Origin of the sequence: Candidatus Dechloromonas phosphoritropha (genome assembly GCA_016722705.1) — a bacterium.
Taxonomy (GTDB): domain Bacteria; phylum Pseudomonadota; class Gammaproteobacteria; order Burkholderiales; family Rhodocyclaceae; genus Azonexus; species Azonexus phosphoritrophus.
This window is the reverse complement of sequence record JADKGN010000005.1, coordinates 563,847-585,839: the sequence shown is the minus strand read 5'-3', so window position 1 is coordinate 585,839 and position 21,993 is coordinate 563,847. Positions and strand designations below refer to the sequence as shown.

22 protein-coding genes are annotated in these 21,993 nt (G+C 56.8%); 12 read left to right on the top strand and 10 right to left on the bottom strand.

The window, feature by feature from the left end; translation table 11 throughout:
* The first annotated feature begins 324 nt into the window (after window positions 1-324).
* Window positions 325-798, top strand: a complete 474-nt coding sequence (locus tag IPP03_22370; protein MBL0355245.1) for a universal stress protein — start codon at window positions 325-327, stop codon at window positions 796-798.
* A 46-nt stretch (window positions 799-844) separates the two neighbouring features.
* Here IPP03_22370 and IPP03_22365 read toward each other — a convergent pair whose 3' ends face one another.
* Window positions 845-1,792 carry a LysR family transcriptional regulator gene (locus IPP03_22365; protein ID MBL0355244.1) on the bottom strand — a complete coding sequence of 316 codons (948 nt, stop codon included), beginning with the start codon at window positions 1,790-1,792 and terminating at the stop codon, window positions 845-847.
* 150 nt (window positions 1,793-1,942) lie between these two features.
* Between IPP03_22365 and uraH the strand changes: the two genes are divergently transcribed.
* The 6 genes from uraH to IPP03_22335 are packed head-to-tail and all read left to right on the top strand — an operon-like array spanning window position 1,943 to window position 6,651.
* Window positions 1,943-2,293, top strand: coding sequence for a hydroxyisourate hydrolase (gene uraH, locus IPP03_22360; GenBank protein ID MBL0355243.1), 351 nt, complete (start codon window positions 1,943-1,945; stop codon window positions 2,291-2,293).
* A gap of 41 nt (window positions 2,294-2,334) precedes the next feature.
* The gene (locus IPP03_22355; protein ID MBL0355242.1) at window positions 2,335-3,528 is read left to right on the top strand and encodes a urate hydroxylase PuuD; all 1,194 of its coding nucleotides are present in this window, start codon (window positions 2,335-2,337) and stop codon (window positions 3,526-3,528) included.
* 15 nt (window positions 3,529-3,543) lie between these two features.
* Window positions 3,544-4,068: a 2-oxo-4-hydroxy-4-carboxy-5-ureidoimidazoline decarboxylase gene (gene uraD, locus IPP03_22350; GenBank protein MBL0355241.1), complete on the top strand. Its 525-nt coding sequence runs from the start codon at window positions 3,544-3,546 to the stop codon at window positions 4,066-4,068.
* Between the two features lie 36 nt (window positions 4,069-4,104).
* Window positions 4,105-5,052: an allantoinase PuuE gene (puuE, locus tag IPP03_22345; protein ID MBL0355240.1), complete on the top strand. Its 948-nt coding sequence runs from the start codon at window positions 4,105-4,107 to the stop codon at window positions 5,050-5,052.
* A 26-nt stretch (window positions 5,053-5,078) separates the two neighbouring features.
* A complete protein-coding gene (gene alc, locus IPP03_22340) occupies window positions 5,079-6,125 on the top strand; it encodes an allantoicase (GenBank protein ID MBL0355239.1) in 1,047 nt (348 codons plus the stop codon).
* Between the two features lie 10 nt (window positions 6,126-6,135).
* Window positions 6,136-6,651, top strand: a complete 516-nt coding sequence (locus tag IPP03_22335) for an ureidoglycolate lyase (GenBank protein MBL0355238.1) — start codon at window positions 6,136-6,138, stop codon at window positions 6,649-6,651.
* 139 nt (window positions 6,652-6,790) lie between these two features.
* Here IPP03_22335 and IPP03_22330 read toward each other — a convergent pair whose 3' ends face one another.
* The 8 genes from IPP03_22330 to IPP03_22295 all read right to left on the bottom strand — a co-directional run bounded on the left by IPP03_22330 (window position 6,791) and on the right by IPP03_22295 (window position 16,309).
* Window positions 6,791-10,117, bottom strand: coding sequence for a type I restriction endonuclease subunit R (locus IPP03_22330; protein MBL0355237.1), 3,327 nt, complete (start codon window positions 10,115-10,117; stop codon window positions 6,791-6,793).
* Window positions 10,118-10,239: 122 nt separating this feature from the next.
* Window positions 10,240-10,509, bottom strand: a complete 270-nt coding sequence (locus IPP03_22325) for a type II toxin-antitoxin system RelE/ParE family toxin (GenBank protein ID MBL0355236.1) — start codon at window positions 10,507-10,509, stop codon at window positions 10,240-10,242.
* Entirely contained in the window at window positions 10,499-10,735 is a 237-nt protein-coding gene (locus tag IPP03_22320; protein MBL0355235.1) for a hypothetical protein, read from the bottom strand. Before IPP03_22320 ends, IPP03_22325 begins: the two co-directional genes overlap by 11 nt.
* Before the next feature lie 99 nt (window positions 10,736-10,834).
* Window positions 10,835-12,172, bottom strand: a complete 1,338-nt coding sequence (locus IPP03_22315) for a restriction endonuclease subunit S (protein ID MBL0355234.1) — start codon at window positions 12,170-12,172, stop codon at window positions 10,835-10,837.
* Entirely contained in the window at window positions 12,169-14,517 is a 2,349-nt protein-coding gene (locus tag IPP03_22310; protein ID MBL0355233.1) for an SAM-dependent DNA methyltransferase, read from the bottom strand. Before IPP03_22310 ends, IPP03_22315 begins: the two co-directional genes overlap by 4 nt.
* 35 nt (window positions 14,518-14,552) lie before the next feature.
* Complete coding sequence (locus tag IPP03_22305) at window positions 14,553-14,954, bottom strand: type II toxin-antitoxin system RelE/ParE family toxin (GenBank protein MBL0355232.1); 402 nt, start codon at window positions 14,952-14,954, stop codon at window positions 14,553-14,555.
* A 2-nt stretch (window positions 14,955-14,956) separates the two neighbouring features.
* Complete coding sequence (locus tag IPP03_22300; protein ID MBL0355231.1) at window positions 14,957-15,253, bottom strand: type II toxin-antitoxin system Phd/YefM family antitoxin; 297 nt, start codon at window positions 15,251-15,253, stop codon at window positions 14,957-14,959.
* A 162-nt stretch (window positions 15,254-15,415) separates the two neighbouring features.
* Window positions 15,416-16,309, bottom strand: coding sequence for an EamA family transporter (locus IPP03_22295; protein ID MBL0355230.1), 894 nt, complete (start codon window positions 16,307-16,309; stop codon window positions 15,416-15,418).
* 131 nt (window positions 16,310-16,440) lie between these two features.
* On the opposite strand from IPP03_22295, the gene IPP03_22290 reads away from it, so the two are divergent.
* The 5 genes from IPP03_22290 to IPP03_22270 all read left to right on the top strand — a co-directional run bounded on the left by IPP03_22290 (window position 16,441) and on the right by IPP03_22270 (window position 21,040).
* Complete coding sequence (locus IPP03_22290) at window positions 16,441-16,611, top strand: hypothetical protein (protein ID MBL0355229.1); 171 nt, start codon at window positions 16,441-16,443, stop codon at window positions 16,609-16,611.
* Window positions 16,612-16,775: 164 nt separating this feature from the next.
* Entirely contained in the window at window positions 16,776-18,158 is a 1,383-nt protein-coding gene (locus tag IPP03_22285) for a purine permease (GenBank protein MBL0355228.1), read from the top strand.
* A gap of 24 nt (window positions 18,159-18,182) precedes the next feature.
* Window positions 18,183-19,064 carry a hypothetical protein gene (locus IPP03_22280; protein ID MBL0355227.1) on the top strand — a complete coding sequence of 294 codons (882 nt, stop codon included), beginning with the start codon at window positions 18,183-18,185 and terminating at the stop codon, window positions 19,062-19,064.
* A 165-nt stretch (window positions 19,065-19,229) separates the two neighbouring features.
* Window positions 19,230-20,513 (top strand): phosphopyruvate hydratase, encoded by a 1,284-nt coding sequence (eno, locus tag IPP03_22275; protein ID MBL0355226.1) that lies wholly within the window; start codon window positions 19,230-19,232, stop codon window positions 20,511-20,513.
* Window positions 20,514-20,524: 11 nt separating this feature from the next.
* Window positions 20,525-21,040 carry an AmiS/UreI family transporter gene (locus IPP03_22270; GenBank protein ID MBL0355225.1) on the top strand — a complete coding sequence of 172 codons (516 nt, stop codon included), beginning with the start codon at window positions 20,525-20,527 and terminating at the stop codon, window positions 21,038-21,040.
* 27 nt (window positions 21,041-21,067) lie between these two features.
* On the opposite strand, the gene IPP03_22265 is transcribed toward IPP03_22270, so the two are convergent.
* Window positions 21,068-21,982 carry a LysR family transcriptional regulator gene (locus IPP03_22265; protein MBL0355224.1) on the bottom strand — a complete coding sequence of 305 codons (915 nt, stop codon included), beginning with the start codon at window positions 21,980-21,982 and terminating at the stop codon, window positions 21,068-21,070.
* Window positions 21,983-21,993 lie beyond the last annotated feature (11 nt).

Here is a 21,993-nt window from a genome sequence, read left to right as displayed (position 1 = left end):
CGAGAAATGGGGCGACTGGGCAAGCGGTCGTCTTCTTCTCACCGAGAATGCGTATCCACCTCATCCCGAGAAATGGCAGGCTCACTGACCAGTAGTTCAGCCATAATCTTTGGATCATCGGCCCTGGCGGCACGCAGCGCGAGAACCAGCGTCGTGTGGTGCTCGCTGTGGATTGCTCAGAAGTCGAGGAAGCGCGCTTTTTTTAACAAGTTGCCAAATCACAATATATGAATATTTGAATAACGCGTATTTGATTTGTTGTGTTTTGAAATTTTTTCTCCTTTTAGACTTAATGCGAATTTCAAACTTTCCAAGGAGCAGGATATGTCGTATGAACTCAAATCCATTCTGTACGCATCAGACCTTTCGCCTCGTTCGCCCGCTGTTTTCATGCATGCAGTCGGTTTGGCCCAGAAATTCGGCGCCAAACTGCACGCAATGACCGTGTCGCTGCCGGCCACCAGCCTGCCCTACATGTCGTTCATTACCGAAGAAAAATTCGACGAGATCAAGGCCGCCGGGCACAACCAGGATGAGGAGTTATTGCGCAAGCGCATCAACGACTTTGCCGAAGCGCATCCGGAAATGGCGGTTCACGACGTTCTGGTCAGTGTGCGCGCAGTGGAAGGTGACGCGGCGCGACGCATTCTGGATATGGCCAAGCATGTCGTGGCCGATGTGATCGTGATGGGGTCGCGTGGTCATACATCGATTGGCGAGTTCATCCTAGGCTCGGTTGCGCACAAGGTAACCATGAAGACGGATGTTCCCGTGATTCTGGTTCCGATCGATCGCTAACCCGAACTGGTTCGTCGCTGGCGAGAGGCTCCCGACGGGGAGCCTTTTATTTTTCCGTCGGGTAGTTATCAGTCATTTTCTGGCCGCATTCAGCGAAGATGCTGCGTAGCCAGCGATGCGCGGGCGATTTGTGATTTCTTTCGTGCCACAGTTGATAGAAACGCATCGGCGGAAAGTCGATCGGCGCCGGCAGGATGGCCAGTTGCAGGATGTCCGCATAGAAGCGGGCAAAGTGCAGCGTGGTCGTGAAGATCAGGTCGGTGTGCTGTAGCAGGTAAGGGACCATCGTAAATGACTGGAACGTGACGCATTCTTCGCGGGTAATGCGTAGCGTCGCGAGTGCGCAGTCGATGACGCCGCGCTGACTGAACGAATAGGGCAGCGGCACGATGTGCACACCCTTGGCATAACTTTCTGGGGTCATGCCCTTGGTGACGAGAGGATGGCGGGCATTGACCAGGCAGACGATCCGATCTTCAAGCAGCATCGACAGGTGCATGCGGGGCGGCGGTTCCGCCCAGTTGCCGAGGACTATGTCGAGTTCGCCTTCGGCCAGCGAGCGCTCGAAATCGAAATCGGGGCCGAGCGAGTGAATGACCAGGCGGGCCACCGGAGCTTTGCGCCGGAAACTTTCGACCACGTTGGCCATGAAGGCAGGCGCGATATAGTCCGGGGCGCCTATCCGAAAGGTCAGCTTGCTGGCTTGCGGATCGAAATTTTCGGGTGCCTGGACCATCTGGTCAATTTCAGCGAGCGCAATTTTGGCATGTGAGAGCAGGAAAAGTGCGCGTTCGGTGGGAACCATGCCGCCTTTCTCGCGGACGAGTAAGGGGTCGCCGAATATGTCCCGCAGCTTTCTCAGGGCGGCACTGATCGCCGGCTGGGATTGTTTCATGCGCAAGGCGACACGAGAAACGCTGCGTTCGCTAACCACCAGGGAAAAGACCCGTAGCAAGTAACTGTCCAATGCTTGATCGTCTCGTCGAATAGTCATTGCGTTGTCTCCTTTGACTCATTTTGTGAATGTGGGCCGCAAGCAAAATAACGATTTCTGTATATCGCTTATAAGGTTATCAAGGTTCTGACAGGCGTTAAGCGGTCTTAGACTGCAAGACATCAAAACACACTACAAGGAGACAAATTCATGGGCAAACTTACAACGCATGTACTAGATACGGCCAACGGCAAGCCCGGCGAGGGGATTGCGCTGCGCTTGTACCGCATCGCTGGCGAGCGCGAGGAGATACTGCGCACGCAAACCAACGACGATGGCCGCTGCGACAAACCGCTGCTTGAGGGCGAGGCACTTGTCGCCGGCAAGTATGAACTGGTATTTGCCGCCGGTGATTACTTCCGTGCGCTCGGCCAACCGCTGCCCGAGCCGCTGTTCGTCGATGAAGTCGTGCTGCGTTTCGGCATTGCCGACCCGTCATTGCATTACCACGTACCGCTGCTTGTCTCGCCGTGGAGTTACTCCACCTACCGCGGCAGCTAAGCGCGCCTCTAGCCTGACAACCCCAAAAGGAGAGAACAGACATGGAAGCATATCTGCTTGACTGGGCCAACCTGCTGCTGCGTTGGTTCCATTTGATCGCCGGCATCGCCTGGATCGGTGCCTCGTTTTATTTCGTGATGCTCGACAACTCGCTGAAGGCGCCCAAAAAGCCGGAAGATGCCAAGCGCGGCGTGTTCGGCGAATTGTGGGCGGTGCATGGCGGCGGGTTTTATTGCAGCCAGAAATTCCCGACCGGCCCCAAGGGCGAACCGCTGAGCAACGACCTGCACTGGTCGAAGTGGGAGGCCTATTCCACGTGGTTGTCCGGCATGAGCCTGCTGGCCGTGGTGTACTGGATCGGCGCCTCGAACACACTGATCGACGCCCGGGTCATGGACCTGACACCGGCGGCTGCAGTTGGTATTGCGGTTGCTTTCCTGACTGTTGGCTGGCTGGTTTACGACACGTTGTGCCGCAATCTGGTCGGTCGCGATGGCCTGCTGGCAGGAATCGTCTTCGTCTTCGTGATGATCTGCAACTACGCGCTGTTCCACATTTTCTCGGCCCGCGGCGCCTACATCCATGTCGGCGCCATGCTCGGCACGATGATGTCGGCGAACGTCTTCTTCCACATCATTCCCGGCCAGAAGCGGATGGTGGAGCAGATTCGCGCCGGCCAGCCAGTCGATAGCATGCCCGGCATCATCGGCAAGCAGCGTTCGGTGCATAACACCTACTTTACCTTGCCGGTGTTGATCATCATGATCAGCAACCATTACCCGATGACCTACGGCAATGCCAACGGCTGGCTGGTACTGGCTGTGCTGATGCTGGCTGGTGTGCTGATCCGTCAGTTCTTCGTGCTGCGCCATCGTGGGCAGCAGAAATGGTGGCTGCCGGCAGCTGGTGCCGCGCTGATTGTTGCCCTGATCGTGCTGATGGCTCCGAAGGGCATCGATACCGGTGGCAAGAAGATTACCTTTGCCGAAGCCAAGCAGGTGATCGACCAGCGCTGTGTGTCCTGTCACGCCGCCCAGCCGACCCGCGAAGGCTTCGTCCAGCCCCCGAAGGGTGTGATGCTGGAGAACGCCACGCAAATCGGCCAACATATCGCCAAGATCAAGGAAACCGTGACCAGCGGCTACATGCCGCTGGGCAACCTGACCGGCATGACCGACGAAGAACGCAATCTGATCCTCGTCTGGGCTGCCCAGGGCGCCCGCCTGACCGATTGAACGAAGGAAACCGAAATGACTGCAGCAACTTGTTCTACTCCGCTGGCTGAACTGTCCGCCTTGCCGCAAGCCGAGTTTGTCAGCCGCTTGGCCGATATCTTCGAGCACTCGCCGTGGATTCCCGAGCGGGCTTGGTCAGCGCGTCCTTTTGCTGATGTCGGCCAACTCCATGCTGCGATGCTGAAAGTATTGGATGCCGCGACGCCCGACGAGCAACTCGGCCTGATCTGCGCTCACCCGGAGCTGGCTGGTAAGGAGGCCGCCGATGGTACGCTGACCGATGCCTCGACTTCTGAGCAGCGCGGTGCCGGCCTCGACCAGTGCACCAAGGAAGAGCTGCAGCGCCTGCGCGATCTCAACGCCGCTTACCGGGCGCGTTTCGGTTTTCCGTTCGTGATCGCCGTCAAGGGGCTGGGTCGCTACCAGATCATGGATGGCGTCGATGCCCGTCTGCTTAACGACCGGGCCACCGAGTTCCAGGCCTGCCTGCGCGAGATTGGCAAAATCGCTCGCTTCCGTCTTGATGCAATGCTCGGCTGATTGCTACGGTCAACGGCAAAAAACAGGAGAAATCGCATGAATACCCCCGCCAATTACCCGCGTGACCTGATCGGCTACGGCAAGAATCCGCCGTTTGCCGACTGGCCGGGCCGGGCGCGTATCGCCGTGCAGTTTGTCCTCAACTACGAGGAAGGTGGCGAAAACTGCGTGCTGCATGGTGATGCCGGCAGCGAGCAGTTCCTCTCCGAATTGTTCAATCCGCCCAGTTTTCCGGATCGCCACCTGTCGATGGAAGGTGTTTACGAATACGGTTCGCGGGTTGGCGTCTGGCGCATCCTGCGCGAATTCGAGCGGCGCGGCCTGCCGATGACCATCTTCGGTGTGTCGATGGCGCTTGAGCGTCACCCCGAACTGACTGCCGCCTTCAAGGAACTCGGTCACGAAATCGCCTGCCACGGCTGGCGCTGGATTCATTATCAAGGCATGGACGAAGCCATCGAGCGCGAGCACATGCGCATCGGCATGGAAATTATCGAGCGCCTGACCGGCGAAAAACCGCTCGGCTGGTACACCGGTCGCGACTCACCGAACACCCGGCGCCTGGTTGCTGACCACGGCGGCTTTCTCTACGACTCGGACTATTACGGTGATGACCTGCCGTTGTGGACGAGCGTCAAGAAAACTGACGGCACGATCGCGCCACACCTGATCGTGCCTTACACGCTGGACACCAACGACATGCGGTTTTCGCTGCCGCAAGGCTTTTCGCATGGTGACGAATTCTTCGAGTATCTGCGCGATGCCTTCGACGTCATGTACGCCGAAGGCGAGGAACGGCCGGCGATGTTGAGCATCGGTATGCATTGCCGCCTGCTTGGCCGCCCAGGACGTTTCCGCGCCCTGCAACGCTTTCTTGATTACATTGAAAAACACGACCGGGTCTGGGTTTGTCGCCGTGTCGACATCGCCCGCCACTGGATCGAACGCCACCCTTACGACGCTTCAACCGCCTCAACCCTCTAACCGAAAACAATATTCAGGAGAAAACCATGACTAGTCATGCTTCCGGACCCACCGTCATCGCCCCTGCCGCCGATCTGCCCGATTGGGCGTTGCGTGCGGTCGATCTCGCCAACCTGCGCCTCGGCGCCAAGACACTTGCTGCCTCCGACGACTTCTTTGCCGAAGCCTCGCGCATGCTCAACCCTGAACCGGCTCAGTTCGTGCCGGGCAAATTCGACACCAACGGCAAGTGGATGGATGGCTGGGAGTCGCGCCGCAAGCGCACCGCCGGCCACGACTGGGCGCTCGTCAAGCTTGGCGTCAAGGGCAGCATTCGCGGTTTCGACGTTGATACCAGCCACTTCGTCGGCAATTACCCGCCGGCGGTTTCCATCGAAGCCTGCGTTTCTTCGACTGATGACGTCGAGGCGCTCACGGCGGCAAAATGGACTGAAGTCCTGCCGGCCACCGCACTCGGGCCGAGCAGCCACCATATCGTCGACGCCGTTTCCGGCGATGCCGTATGGACGCACCTGCGCGTCAATATGTATCCGGATGGCGGCATTGCCCGCCTGCGCGTCTACGGTCAACCGGTGGGCGGCCTGGAAAATGCGGATGCCGGCCAACTGGTCGACCTGATCGCACTGGAAAATGGTGGGCGTCCGGTTTCCTGGAACGATGCTAGTTTCGGTTCCACCGTCACCGCGCTGCTCCTGCCGGGGCGTGGCGCCAACATGGGTGATGGCTGGGAAACCCGCCGCCGCCGTGAGCCGGGCAACGACTGGTGCGTCATCGAACTCGGTGCGCCGGGCGTCGTCGAGAAGATCGAAGTCGATACCGCCTTCTTCAAAGGCAACTATCCGGACCGCTGCTCGATCCAGGCGGCTCGTGTCACCGGCGGCACCGACCGTTCGGCGACCACACAGTCGATGTTCTGGGCGGCCCTGCTGCCCGAGCAAAAGTTGCAGATGGATGCCGTGCATAGCTTCGAGGAACAGGTCGCCAAGCTCGGTCCGATCACCCATATCCGCTTCAACATCTTCCCCGACGGTGGCGTTTCTCGTCTGCGTCTGTGGGGCAAGGTCGCCAAGTAAGGAGCGCGCGATGACGACGATTACCCTGCCCCCGCAGCCATTGACCCGCGATGCCTTCGCGCCTTTTGGCGAAGTCATCGAGGCGAGCGATGCTGCCCAGCATTTCACGATCAACGGCGGCAACACCGAACGTTACCATGACCTGGCAGCGATCGAGCCAGGCGCGGATGGCAAGGTGATCGTCTCGATCTTCCGCGGCCAGCCGCGGCAACTGCCCTTTACGGTCGAGATGATGGAGCGCCACCCCAAGGGCAGCCAGGCTTTCGTGCCGATGTCCGGACGACCTTATCTGGTCGTCGTAGCGCCGGCCGGTGAGGCGCCGTCGGCAGAAAACCTCAGCGTCTTCCTCGCTCGTGGTGACCAGGGGATCAATTACGCCACCGGTGTCTGGCATCACCCGCTGCTGGCGCTTGATGGAATTTGCGACTTTTTGGTCGTCGACCGTAGCGGTCCCGGCCATAACTGCGACGAAGTCCAGCTGGCGCAATATGGCCTGATCCCGGCAGCTTTGCCCACGCTGGTGTGAGCGTCAACGCGGCCTACGCGGCGCGCCCGCAGTTCGGTGAAGCCGAATGGCGGGCGCGTGTCGATTTGGCCGCGGCTTATCGTTGATCCTCAACGCTAGGGTCTAATGAGGCGATGGTCAGGGCGTGTAGCCTGACGCATTACACGGCTGGATTCGACTTTCCAGAAACCAGCAAATCAAACACAATCCGCGCAAATCCAGCCGCTTTCTTCGGGTCAGCCAGTAACTGCAGCATCTGGTTCTGATGTGCCGTGCTGCTGTCCATGATGGCGTCGTCGATAGCCTTGGAAAAGTCGCCTAGCAAGGCTTGTTCGGCTGAGTTATTTTCAATCTGCTGCATCACGATGTTGTTTTCGCCGACCTTGTCACGGATGGTGTAGGCGTAGTTCACCATATCCTTGTCCGTTAGTTGGTCGGCGACAAATATTTCGTTCAGGCGGCTGATGATCTGCGAGAGGAATTCTTCTTTTTGGTCCTGGGGCTTGGCTGTACCCATGCCTTCACCTGGCTCCAGCTTGTATTCGCCGGTGTTTTGCTGGAGCAGCAAATCCTGCTGACGGATCTTGGCAACGCGGTAGTGACTGAGCACGACGTTATCGAGGTCGATTTCATCTTCATCGATCAAGGCTTCGCGCAGCATCGGCCGCAGGTTGCGGGCGTAGAGGCTGAGCTTTTCCAGGTCCGTATCGTCGTAATCAACGATCTGCGACATGAATTCATAGAAGCGCACGAAGGTGCCCAGATCCTTCTTGAAAATATCCAGCGCGTCCTTTTCCTTCTGGCAATCCTTCAGGCAATTCTCGGCGTTGGTAATCAGCACCGTGTCGCCGGTTTTTTTGGTGCGCTCGAACATCATTTTTGCCTGTTTAAAGGCGTCGACCGCAGACTTGTAGCGTTGCTGCCAGCGTTGCACCGCCGGCTTGCAGATATTGGCAATGGCGGCATTGCTCTTGTTCTTCACATAGAACGCTGTGCAGAACTGTTCCACTTCCTGCCAGGTGAAGATGCCTGCCGCACGCAGCTTGCCGTGCAGCGTAAAGATCAGGTTGGGGTCGGAAACATCCGCCAGTTCCGCCGTCTGGTAGTAGGGCTGGAAGGCGTTCAGGATGTCTTCCGGCTCGTTGAAAAAATCCAGCACAAAGGTGCCCGTTTCCGCCTTGTTCGGGTAAGTGCGGTTCAGACGTGACAGCGTTTGCACGCACTCGACGCCAGCCAGTTTCTTGTCCACATACATGGCGCAAAGCTTGGGCTGATCGAAGCCAGTCTGGAACTTGTTGGCAACGATCATCACCTGGTAGTCGTCCGAATCGAAGGCAATACGCATGTCGCGCTTCTTCAGATTCGGGTTCATATTGGTTTCGGTGAATTTCTCGCCGATCAGGTCAGCGGCGTTCGGGTCTTTGTCGTTGAATTCCACGTCGCCGGAGAAGGCGACCAGCGCATGGATCTTCTGGTAGCCCTTTTCGGCAATGTACTTATCAAAGCACAGCTTGTAGCGCACCGCTTCCTTGCGCGAGCTGGTCACAATCATGGCCTTGGCTTGCCCGCCGAGCAGGCCCAACACATTGGCTTTGAAATGTTCGACGATCAGCATCACCTTTTGCGCGATGTTGTGATCGTGCAGGCGCACCCACTGGTTGAGCTTTACGCGAGCGCGTTTGCTCTCGACTTCCTGATCCGCTTCCTGAATCTTCAGCGCCAGTTTGTAGGCCACCTTGTAGTTGGTGTAGTTCTTCAGCACATCCAGGATGAATCCTTCCTCGATGGCCTGGCGCATGCTGTAAACGTGAAACGCTTCCGGCTTATTGGTAATGGAAGGCACTTCATCGGGATGCGGAACGCGGCCAAACAGTTCCAGCGTCTTCGGCTTGGGTGTTGCGGTGAACGCGAAAAAACTCAAATTTCCCGAAGCGCGGCGTGAAGCGACGGTAGCGGCAATGATGTCGTCGCTATCGATGGTGTCTTCATCGCCAGCAGCCTCACCGGCTTCCTTCATCAGCACTTCTTTCAACTGGCGTGCCGTCGAGCCGCTTTGCGAGGAGTGCGCCTCGTCGGCAATGATCGCGTAGCAGCGTTCCTTCAGGCTGACGCTGTTTTCAATCGCCTTCAACACGAAGGGGAAGGTCTGAATGGTGACGATGATGATCGGCTGCGCGCCTTCCAGCGCAGCGGCGAGCTTTTCTGATTTCGAGCCGTCGCCTTCCTTGTTGTTGATCCGCCCGACCACGCCGTCGGTGTGCTCGAACTGGTGGATCGTGTCCTGCAACTGGGCGTCCAGCACCGTGCGGTCGGTGACGACGATCACTGAATGAAACTGCTTCTGGCCATCACCCTTGTAAAGTGATGAAAGCTGATGCGCCACCCAAGCAATCGAGTTCGATTTGCCTGATCCCGCGCTGTGCTGGATCAGGTATTTATGCCCAGGCCCCTCGCTACGCGCTGCAGCCAGTAGCTTGTTCACCACATCCCACTGGTGATAACGCGGGAAGATCAGGCTTTCCTTCTTGGTTTTCCTGCCTTCCCAGTCTTCCACTTCTTCGATCTGCAAGTGCACGTAGCGCGCCAGAATGTTCAGCAGATTGTCCGGCAGCAGCACTTCATTCCACAGGTAGTCAGTGGCGTAACGGTTCACGTCTTCCGGTACATCGTTGCCAGCGCCGCCATCCTGCGTGCCTTTGTTGAAAGGCAGGAAGTAGGTGTTTTCGCCAGCCAGCCGCGTTGCCATGTGAACTTCGTACTGACTCACAGCAAAGTGCACCAGCGCGCCGCGTTTGAAGCTGAGCAGCGGTTCGGGCTTTTTTGCTACCGGATCAACCGGCAGGCGCGTCTTCTTGTATTGCTTGATGGCGCGACCCACCGCCTGCTTGAACTCGGATTTCAATTCCAGCGTGGCAATCGGTAAACCATTGACGAACAGCACCAGATCGATACGCCAGGCCTTGGCCCTTTCGTCATTCCCGCGCAGGCGGGAATCCAGAGGTTTTACTGTTGGATCCCCGATAAAACCACTCGGGGATGACGGGCTTGCCGTCGCCCATAGGCTATAGACCAGTTCTGGCACGACGCGCAGGCGGTTCTTCTGGTAACGCGCCAGCGTGTCCGGGTTCAGCTCATGTTCGGGTTTGAACTGGCACAGCGAAAAGCGCGCATTGCGGTCGCGCAGTTCATGGCGCAAAACGCCCAGCGTGCCGAAGCTGCGGCTGTCTTTATTTGTCGCGTTCGGGTCAGCCTTGGCGAGTTGCTTGGCGACGAGTTCGAGGAACTTCTGCTCGGCATCCTTCGGGTGATTGGCGCAAAATTTGTTCCACTGCGCCTCCTGCGTTTCTTGGACAAAACCCAGCGCATCTTCGGGGTACAAGGCCAGTTCGTGGTTGTATTTGTCCGGCGAACCGAGCTGCCAGCCATTGGCCAGCAATTGCCGGATGATGTCGTCCTGGAAGATGCGTTCGCTGGCTTGGTCGCTCATGGCTTATGGTCAGTTATGGGAAAAAACATAACTTATGTTTTGCAACATAAGTCAGGATAAGTTGGCGCCGCACACCATGCCATGGAAAGGGCCAAGCAGAGGGAAAATCCCCAGGCAGATTGTTATAGCAACCTTGCTGCGTGGTGGATGCGAAGAATTTCTACCTCACCGGCCTTCACACGATAGATGGCCAGATAATTGGTGTGCAAGACGAGTTCGCGGGTGCCGGGCACCCTACCGGCCCGACCCAAGCCGGGAAAAGACAGCAGCTTTTCAGTGGCGATTCGGAGTTCCTGAACGAAACGTGTAGCGTCGGCGGGCTTGTCGGCAGCAATGAACGCGGCGATGTCATCCAGATTGCGGAGCGCTGTCCGCGTCCATTTAAGCGCCATACTTGGCAAAAGTCGCCGCCACTTCTTCCTGAGACGCGAAGTCGCCGGCATCAGCTTCCTCGATGCCGGCCTGAATGTCGCGCACCTGCCAGGATTCGCTCTCGACGTAGCTCTTGAGTGCCTCAATCGCCAGAAAGCTTTTGCTTCTTGCGGTGGCTTGGGCGAGTTCTTCAATCTGCCCGTAGAGGGCTTCCGGTATCCGGACATTGATGGTTCTAGTCGACATGATGGGCCTATCAATTGTGTTACACGTGTTACGTTGTATTGTAGGTTCTTGTTCGGCAGCGTCAATCATCTTCTGGAAACTCAATCCGCATTCGTCCGTTCAGGTGGCGGAGGGCTGCCAGTCGCGGACGTCGATCTTGCCGGTGACGGCGGCGGAGATTAGGGCGGTGCGGCGTTCTTGCATAAATCTAATGACAACTTCGCTTTTTGATATTAAATCTTCAAAGTCAGATAGTTTTTTCTCAATGTAAGTGCAAATTTTCTCTTGTTCTATTATTGGCGGAGTCAATACTGGCAAATTTTCAAAGCCTTGCTGATTTACATACACAAGGGTAGCCGCTGTACCGATTTGCTCGAAATAGCTTTTGGAAGTCAAAACGGTTTCACGCAGATACTCAGCCTTGATTGATATTGGTATATAGGCTTGCAATTGTTGATTGATAATCACGTCAATTTTGTTGATTGAAGCAACCCCAAAATTACCAACACAGCTTGCAATCACGGCACCAGCTTTTAGAGTTTTTGAACCAGCGATCTTTGCTGAATCAGGATTAACAAAATTTCTGGTGCCCGTGATGCAAGCGCCCTTCATGTCTTCCATCGTGGCCCAAGGCACACCATTCTCATCATTCAAATCAGGCTTGTTTCTTTGAGGAACAAAAACATTTGCTACAAATTTTGCCTTGGTCACCACCCAATGCGCCGGAACCTCGCCCAGCCACTCCACCCCGGAATCCTTCATCGGGGCGTTGGGGTTGAGGCCTTTGGTCACGGCATGGCTGATCACCGCCTGCCGCTTTTCCTTGAGCAGTTCAATCAGTCGCCGCTGCTTCTCGATCAGCGCGTCGATCTTCGCGGTTTCGTGGTCGAGGAAGGCGGCGATTGCCTTTTGCTCATCGTCTGAAGGGTACGGAATTTTTAGTTTCTGCAATTCACCTAAGTTGATGCGAATTCTTGTTGTTCCGGTAGATACTAATTCTGCGTTAATTCGTACGCAGTCAGAGTTTATAGCCCAAACCAAGTAATTCAAATTAACAAGACCAAGGTCGGGGGTGATTTTTACGCAGTCCGCAACAATTACATATTCAAAAAAATCATCAGCCACAATTGCTGCGCGAGCAACGGGATCTGCCATTTTTGCAATAACCACATCGCCTGGAATTGTAATATGTCTTAATAGCTTATTCTTCTTTTCTTCAGTAATGAATTTCATATTCTGAAGAACGTGCTTGCTGTCTCTGATGTTATTTAACTGAATCAAAGGTACCCCTTCGTCTTGATAGTCAGTCGTTTTTAAATCTGAACCAAACGGACCATCAACAAACGTAGCCTTCCCTTGTGCCGAAATATATCCGAGCCTTTTCTCTAACCAGTGCGTAGGTAAATCCGAATTAAAATATTCACTGTATTTTAATTCTGGATATTTTTTAAACTTCACGAATGCACCTCACGTAGCAGCGCCATGATCTCCGCGCTGACGGCATCCAGATCCGCATCGATCTCAACCAGGTCGCGTGGCGGCTGGTACTGGTAGAAGTGGCGGTTAAAAGGGATTTCGTAACCGACAATACCAATCTCGCCATCCTTGGCATCGCACTTGCCAGCATCTATCCAGGCGTCTGCTACGTGCGGCTGCACTTCCTTGATGAAATATGCCTCGTTTACGGTGTTGACCGTAGCATTTGGATTGAGGGCGATGTTTTCAAAGTCACGTAGCTCGCCATCAGCCTGGTATTCGACAATTTCACCATTAACGGAAAACAGCCCATATAAGGGGTTGGCCTTATTTGCGTTTTTTTCTTTGTGCAGCTTCTTGATGACTTTCTCGGCAATGGGGTTCTTCCAGCTCACCGCGTCAGCGATCTGCTTTTTCTCTTTGCTGTCGAGCGTGATTCCAGCTTTTTTGGCAGCGGCTTTCAGCGCATCGTCGTAGGCGTTGAAGTCGTCAAACTGTGCTGTACCGATGACTTTCTGTAGTTGCCTAGCCTTGAGCAGGATTTGCTTCTGGGCAAGCCAGGTGTCGCGGGCCAGTAGATCCTTGATCTGTTTTTCTTTCAGATCGGCAAAGTGGCGTTTGAGGTGGGTGCGGATTTCGTCGTTGTCGGCAGTCAGGTCGCCGTAATCTTCGCAGTCTGGCGCGTCGTCCCAGAGTTGTTCGCCGCCGTTCTGTCCATATTCGCTGTAAATCCACTGCATGGCGCCATTCAGCACGCCAGCAGCAAAGCGCAGCGTGGAAATGTGTTCATCGCTGAACTGGTAGGAGAGGCGCAAAGGGCGCTCAATGGTGATGCGGCGGTAGCCGAATTCGTGCGCGGCAAATATCTTGCTGGCGAAGGATTTGGGGGCTTCGGCTTTGGAGTTGGCAGACTGCCGACCCCGATTACTTTTCGGCTCGGCGGGTTTGTCGAGTTGGCGGGCATCGACGACTTCAAACTGGCCAAAGCAGCGGGTGATGGTGGCGATGTCGCCTTCATCCATCTGGTTGCGCTTGCTACCCAGCGATTTGCGCATCTTGCCGCAGAGGTTCACGCCGTTGATGAGTTGAACCTTGCCTTTGCGCTCGGCGGCTTTCTTGTTGGAGAGCACCCAGACGTAGGTGGCAATACCGGTGTTGTAGAACATGTCGGTTGGCAGCGCGACGATGGCTTCAAGCAGATCGGCTTCAAGAATGTGGCGGCGGATTTCCGATTCGCCGGAACCGGCACCACCGGTAAACAAGGGCGAGCCATTGAGGATGATGCCGATGCGCGAGCCGCCCTCCTTGATGTCGCGCAGCTTGCTGATCAGGTGCAAAAGAAACAGCAAAGAGCCATCAGAAACGCGTGGCAGGCCAGGACCAAATCGCCCATCAAAGCCCTTGAGGGTGTATTCGTCGGTAATATCGCCTTCGATCTTCTTCCAATCCACGCCGAAAGGTGGATTGCTGAGCATGTAGTCGAACTTGCTGGCGTAGAGGTGATCGTTGGAGAGGGTGTTGCCGAGCTTGATCTGGCTGACATCTTGGCCCTTGATCAGCATGTCGGCTTTGCAGATGGCGTAGCTCTCGGGATTGAGCTCCTGACCGAAGGCGCGCATCACGGTTTGCGGGTTCAGCTCGTGCACGTATTCCATGCCAGCCGACAGGAAACCACCTGTACCGGCGGTGGGATCGTAAATGGTGCGGATGATGCCCGGCTTGGTCAGCGCATCATCGTCTTCCATGAACACCAGCGAGGTGGTGAGGCGGACGATGTCGCGCGGGGTGAAGTGTTCGCCGGCTGTTTCATTCGAGCTTTCAGCAAAGCGGCGGATCAGTTCTTCAAATACCAGACCCATTTCGTAGTTGGAAACAGACTTTAGGCTGAGATCGGCTTGCCGAACCTTCTGCACAATTTTGTAGAGCAGGTTGGCGTCATTCAGCAGACCAATGAACTCGAAAAATTTGAAGTGATCGAAAATTTCGCGGGCATCTTTGGAGAAGCACTGAATGTAGTGTTCCAGGTTGGCCTTGATGCTGGCTTCGCCCAGCGTACCCAGATCCATCGGCGAGGTGTTGAAGAAGGACAAGCCATTGGTGGCGCGCAGCAGCAACTTTTCCTGCGCCTCTTCCGGCAGGTTCATCTTGTCGACGACGGGAACCTGCTTGAGCACGGCTTCCTTGCTGGCTTCCAGCACACACTCCAGGCGACGCAGCAGGGTGAAGGGCAGGATGATGCGGCCATATTGGCTCTGCTTGAAATCACCCCGCAGTAGATCGGCAAGGGACCAGATATAGGCGGCGAGGTTGTTTGTTTCTTGAGTCATGTCGTGTGGTTATGTGTTTATTTTTATTGGTTGGGCTAACTGGAGGTCCAGAGATGCTGGAAATTGAAGGACAACTGTTTGTGATGCCGAATCGAGAGCAGGTGAATCGCCGAACCAACACGTGCATAAAGCATCAGGTAGTGCTCAAGAACGTATTCACGAAGTTCAGCATTTTCACCGATTGCTGCCAATTTGCCTTGAAGAGTGTCAATGCCATTACTGGTCTCAACCGAACGGATAGCGCGGCTCAGAAAAGAGCGCCCCATGGCAGGGAAGCGTTCGAGATTGGGGATGACGGTATCCGTCAGCTCATCAAGCAGCGCATCAAAGGCCTGTGGTGCCTCTGCTTCGGTGAGGAAGGCATCGATCTCGTCGAGGCTGCGTTCAAAATTTGCAGTGAGCTTGACGGTAGTCTTTGGGGATTCCTGATTCGCCACGATCAGGCTGTGTTCTTGCGGCGCTGCTTGATGGCTTGCAAAGCGTTGCGTGCATCGCTGGTACGCCCAGCCGCAATATCGTCGAGTCCCTTGCTTGCCTCACTGATGAGCAGCAGGTGGATACGTTCACGCTCCAACTGGTGGTAGTAGTCCAGCCGATCAGAGTCAATCAGCGCGACGTAGCTTTCACCATTCTTGGTGATGATCTTCTCGGCACCCGCTTTGACTTGGTCTGCCAGGTCGGAGAGCTTGGCGCGGGCTTGTGAGAAGGGGATGACGTCACTGGCAAAAATGGACATGGTAAGCCTCGCTGGTTAATGTTGCAGAATTTTGTACATAATACAGATCAATGCTTGGAGGTGATAGTGGCAGCCAACCGATGTATTGAGCCATCTCTGGAAATTGGTCTGCCAAGGAGCAACCGGTGGCGTGCTCTGGTCCGAACGCCAGGATTGAGCGGCTTAACTGCTTTTTCGCGTCGCCCGCAGCGAGAGCAGGTATAGCCCAAACAGTGCGGCACCGATCAGCAGCATGCCGGAGAATTCCGCCGGGCTCGGTGTTTCACCCAGTTCGATCCAGCCGGCCAGAACGCCAATGGCCGGCGTGCCGAGCGAAGAAAGCCCGGCCAGCCCGGCCGGCAGGTGTTGTAGAACATAGAGCCACAACACCCAGGCCAGGCCGGTGGCGAGCAGCGCGTTGAAGGCCAGCGCACCGAAGAAATAAGGCGTCGGCTGAATCGGCCGGGTACTGAAGAGCAGCGCCACGATGCACAAGGCCAGCGCGCCGAACAGCATCTGCCAGGCAGTCAGGGCGAGCAGATCAAACTTGTGCCGGGCGCGCAGGCGCTTGGCAAGCAGGGTGGCGAGCGCCCAGGTCAGCCCGGCAGCGAGGCCGAGCAGGTTGCTGAACCAGGTGCCGCCAGACTGCCAGGGCTCAAGGAAGAGCAGCAAACCACCGGCGGCGGTGGCGACAGCAACCCATTGTCCACCGCGAATGCGTTCGTCGAGGAGCAACCAGGCCAGCGGGATCAGCCAGAAAGGCATGGCATAGACCAGCACAGCCGTCTTGCCGGCACCGCCCGCCACCAGCGCCCACTGGATCAGTGCGGTAAAGGCCGCTGTCTGCACCAGGCCGAGAAGGACGATGCTACCAGGCTGGGCAATAGCCATCGGGCGTTTGAGCAGGCGCAGACATATGAACAACGCGCCCGCACCGAGCAGCGTACGCAGTGCGGAAAAATCGAAGGGGTCAACATAGGGTATGACCTGTTTCATGACGACCCAGTTGTACCCCCAGATCAGTGATAACACGATCAGTGCCAGGCCGGCGAAGTGACGGGGAGGGGCTTGTTTCATTTGTATTTTTCAGGACCCGATTAATGCCTTCTCGACGCGATGGCGCTGCATTCAAGGCGCTGCACATTGTCTGGAGGCAGGAAGCATAGCGGAAGGCCAGGCGGAAACCGCCGAGCGAAAAGTGATTGTGCATGCTGCGGCGCAGCAAATTCACTGATCGTCCCGGTGAAGAGGTTGCCATTGCGGGGCTGGTGATTGCTGCGTCGCGACAATACGAAATTCGTTATGTCGCGTATCGCGGTCAGGGGATTGCGGTGCTTTTGTGGCTCTCTACACTGCAATCACATTGTTGCCAAGCGTGAGGCCAAGAGCCTGCCAACCATCTCGAATCGGGTTATCACCCGGTTGCCGTTAGATGGCCAAGAAAACACGCAACGGCACGGTGCGTCGTTCCCTTACGCTCTTGTCGCATTGGAGCGATGCCTAAAAACCCAAAGGAAGGAGATTTACCATGTCGAAAAAATCAATGGGGGAAATTCCCAAGCAGGTTGATCCGGTGGATGAGGTGCTACCGCCGGTACGCCTCTTCACGCTCGGTCTGCAACACGTCCTCGTCATGTACGCGGGGGCCATCGCGGTACCGCTGATCATTGGCGGCGCCCTGAAAATGCCCAAGGATCAGATTGCCTTTCTGATCAATTCCGATTTGCTCGTCTGCGGTCTGGTCACCATCATCCAGTCGTTAGGTGTCGGTCCGTTCGGTATCCGCCTGCCAGTAATGATGGGTGTTACCTTTGCCGCTGTGGGTCCGATGGTGGCGATGGCCGTATCGCCGGAACTGGGGATCAATGCGATTCTTGGTTCGACTATAGCCGCTGGTATTTTCGGCATGATCTTTGCGCCGCTGGTGGCACGCTGTCTGCCCTTGTTCCCGCCCGTCGTCACCGGCAGCATTATCGCCATTATCGGTATTTCACTGATGAAGGTTACGGTCAACTGGGCGGCTGGCGGCCAGCCAATGATCAAGGATGTGGCCAGCGGCCAGATGGTCAACAATCCAAACTACGGTTCTCTCGAGAACCTGGCGATTGCTGGCCTGGTATTGCTTACCATCATGTTGATCACCCGTTACGGTCGCGGCTTTATGGCCAACGTCGGGGTGCTGATCGGTATGCTGGTCGGCTTTTTTGTTTCGATGGCGCTTGGCAAGGTCAGCTTTGAAGGTCTCGGTGCCGCGCCCTGGGTCGCCATAGTTGAACCAATGCACTTCGGCATGCCGGTCTTTGATCCGGTATCGATTGCCACCATGTGTCTGGTAATGATCGTCGTCATGGTTGAGTCGCTTGGCATGTTTCTGGCACTGAGCGATCTGACCGGGCGCCGGGTGATGCGTAACGACTTGACACGAGGTTTGCGCACCGATGGCCTGGGGACGCTGATCGCCGGTTTTTTCAACACCTTTCCGCATACTTCATTCTCGCAAAACGTTGGTTTGGTTGGCGTAACCGGGGTCAAGAGTCGCTGGGTCTGCGTGCTGGGTGGCGTGATTTTGATAGCTTTCGCTCTGCTCCCCAAGATGGCACATATTATTGCTTCGGTCCCGCAGTTCGTGCTCGGCGGTGCCGGTATCGTGATGTTCGGCATGGTGGCGGCAACCGGTATCAAGATTTTGATGGGCGCCAACCTCGGCGGTAACCGCAACAATCTTTACGTGGTCGCGGTCAGCCTTGGTCTGGGCATGATCCCGCTCGTTTCGCCAACCTTCTTCCATGCCATGCCGACAGCCTTGGGTCCCTTGTTGCACAGCGGCATCCTGCTCTCGGCAATCTCAGCCGTGGTGCTCAACGTCTTCCTGAACGGGTTTGGCAAGGGTGAATCCCTTGATTCCGCTTCGGCTCATGCGCACTAAATAAACTATAACGGATTATTTCAAATGAATATCAAGAAACATGCCGCCATTTTCGCTGCCGTCGCTTGCGTTGCAGGTCAGGCGCAGGCCGCCGATTGGAGCGATACATTTATCGGATATCGCTACGGCACCCAGTTCCGTGAGCCCAATAACAACAATGATGTCACCAAGAATATTCTGCAATTCACCCATGCCAGTGGCTATTCAATCGGGCAGAATTTTGTCAATCTGGATGTCTTCAAGTCCGACTCCAACGACCCAGCCAGCGGCGACGGCTCTACCGGTGCGACTGAAGCCTACCTGACCTATCGCGGACAACTGTATTTAGGAAAGATCTTCGACCGAGATCTTTCATTTGGCCCAGTCAAGGATATCGCACTGACTGCGGGTTTCGATCTAAATACAAAAAACACCAAGTTCGCTCCGGCGAAGAGACTTTTGGTTATTGGCCCGACGCTCAAGTTCGACGTTATGGGAACCATTGGTGTTCCCGGCTTTCTGGACTTTAGTCTGTACTATGGACGCGAATGGAATCATTGCGGTTTGGGAAAGCCTGCTTGCCCGACGGAAAACATTGTGTTTGATCCGCAGTGGATTCTGGCAGCGGCCTGGGGTATTCCCTTCCAGACTGGTCCGGTACCGTTTGTCTTCAAGGGATTCATCAATTACCTGAGCGAGAAGGGGCCAGACTATGCAGGGGTCCCTACATCTGCTGAAACGCTGATGCGAACCGCGCTAATGATCGATGTCGGGCAAATGGCATCGTGGAAGAAAAACACGGTTTTAGTGGGCCTTGGCTACGAGTTGTGGCGCAATAAATTTGGCAATCAATATACGAAGTCCGGAGCCACCAAGCCAGGCATCGACACCGATGCTCTGATGTTCCAGGCCGAATTTCACTTTTAAGCCGCTGCAATTTTCACCAGGTACTTCAGGCAGCGGGTGGTTGAACGGGGGCCGAGACCACCGGGAATCACCCACTTTTGAAACCTTGTAGTTGCATTGCTGGTTACCGGTTACATCGACCGGCCAGGGCAGACTGCAACAGTTTATTCAGGCCATTTGAACGACATGTACAAAACTACTCATATCGCCGGCATCGAGATTCTCGATTCGCGTGGCAACCCGACGCTGCAGGCGACGGTCGAACTCGAATCCGGTGATGCCGGCCGGGCAGCGGTTCCCTCCGGGGCATCGACCGGCAAGCGCGAGGCGCTTGAACTGCGCGATGGCGACCCGGCGCGCTATGGCGGCAAGGGTGTCCTCAAGGCGCTGGCCAATATCGAAGGGCCGATTGCCGCTGCCTTGCTCGGCCATGATGGCCGCGATCAGGCGGGTATCGATCGTTTGCTGGGCGAACTGGATGGCACGACCGACAAGTCGCGGCTTGGCGCCAATGCCCTCCTCGCCGTGTCGCTAGCGGCAGCGCACGCGGCAGCACAAGCCGAGGGGCAGCCACTGTATCGTTACCTGGCCGCAGCGGGCATCGAGCCTGTACTGCCGGTGCCGCTGATGAACGTGGTCAACGGTGGTGCCCATGCCAACAACAGCCTGGATATCCAGGAATGCATGATCGTGCCGCATGGCTTTGACAATTTCAGCGATGCGCTGCGTGCCGGGGTCGGTGTTTTTCATGCGCTGCGCGGCCTGCTTGATCGTGCCGGATTCCCGACCTCGGTCGGCGATGAAGGCCGTTTCGCGCCGAATGTCCGTTCAACCCGGCATGCGCTCGACCTGATTGTCGAAGCCATTGGCTTGGCCGGCTATGAGCCAGGTCGGGAGATCAGCCTGGCGCTCGATTGCGCCGCCTCGGAATTCTATCGCGATGGCCGCTACGTGCTCGCCGGCGAGGGACAGGAGCTATCCAGCGCCGAGTTCAGTCATTACCTGGCGGGACTGGTCGACGACTATCCGATCCTCAGTATCGAAGACGGCATGGCCGAGGACGACTGGGACGGCTGGGCGTTGTTGACGGATCGTCTGGGGCGCCGCGTGCAACTGGTTGGCGACGACCTGTTCGTGACCAATCCGGCGATTCTGGCCAGTGGCATTGAAAATAGCATAGCCAATTCCATCCTGATCAAGGTCAACCAGATCGGTACCCTGAGCGAAACCCTGGCCGCGATGCGCCTGGCACGCGAGCACGGCTATGCCGCTATCGTTTCGCACCGCTCCGGAGAAACGGGTGACACGACGATTGCCGATCTTGCCGTGGCGACGGCCTGCGGTCAGATCAAGACCGGCTCGGCCAGTCGTTCGGATCGCATCGAAAAATACAATCGTCTGCTGATGATCGGGCGTGAGCTGGGCAGCGCGGCACGCTTCGCCGGGTCGGCGGCGTTCGGGCGGCGTTAGGCGGCGGCGGCATGTACCAGGGGCTGGTTCTTTTCTATGTCGGCGCCGTGCTGATTCTTAACGGCCTGTGGATGCTCGGTCGCATCGACGACCGGGAGATCCCGCTGATCAACGCCTTTGTCGGCGGGATCAGCCTGCTGGTGTCGCTCAGGCTAGCCTTCGGTGCCGATGCCGATGCGGCGTCGATCCGCACTGCCGCCTTCTCCCTGCTTTTTGCCTGCACCTACCTGTGGGTTGCCTTCAATCGCTACAACGGCAGCGACGGGCGCGGTCTGGGCTGGTTCAGCCTGCTCGTTACCCTTACCGCGCTGCCGGTTGCGGTCGACGCGCTGATTGCCGCAAATTCTGCCTGGGGTTACTGGCAGGCCTTGTCATGGGCCGCCTGGGCCGGCCTGTGGTATCTCTTTTTCCTCGTCCTGGTCTGCGGCAAGCCATGGACGCGCGCGACCGGTGGCGTCGCTATCGCTCAGGGCGTGCTCACTGGCGGGTTGCCCGGCTATCTGCTGCTGACCGGCCGCCTCGGTTGAGTCACTGACAATATGGCAAACGACCCCTCAAGCATGTTCGCCTTCCCAATAACTTGGCCGGTTGTAGGTTTCCTTGAGGTAGTCGATGCAATGCCGGACCTTGGCCGGCAGGTAACGCTGCTGCGGGTAGACGGCCTGGATCGGATAGCTCGGCGCCGCGAATTCGTCGAGCACGGTGACCAGTTCGCCGCGCTTCAATTCGGCCTGGATTTCCCAGGTCGACCGCCAGCCAATGCCCAACCCCTTCTTGACCCAGGTGTACAGCAGTTCACCGTCGTTGCAGGCGAGGTCGCCGTCAACGCGTACCGCGGTCAAGCGGCCGTCCCGCATGAAATTCCAGCCGCGATGCTGCCCGCCCTGCAGGTTGAAGGCGAGGCAGTTGTGGTCGGCGAGGTCTTCCGGAATGCGCGGCACCCCGTGCCGTTCAAAGTAGCCAGGTGTGCCGCAGACGACACGGCAGTTCGGATAGAGCGGCACCGCCACATAGTTGGGATCGGTGACCTCACCGATGCGGATCGCCATGTCGTAACCCTCGCGCACCAGGTCGACGACGCTGTCGGTGAAATTGAACGACAGCTTGAGCTCCGGGTAAATGGCACGGAAAGCCGGCGCGTGCGGCGCGATATGGCGTCGCCCGAAGGCGGCCGGGGCGGAGATGACCAGGTGGCCGCGCACGGTGCTGCGACTAGCGCTGATGCCACTCTCGACGGTGTCGAAGTCGCGCAGCAGCTGCCGGCACTGCTCCATGAATTCTTCGCCAAGCGCGGTCAGGGTCAGGCCGCGCGTCGAACGGTGCATCAGGCGTACGCCGAGGCGGGCCTCCAGGCCATCGAGGCGGCGTCCCATGACGACCGGGGTGACGCCCTCGCTCAGTGCAGCGGCGGCGAAACTGCCTTTTTCGGCGACGAGAACAAAGCTGCGGATCTCGGTATGACGATCCATCCGGTACTCCA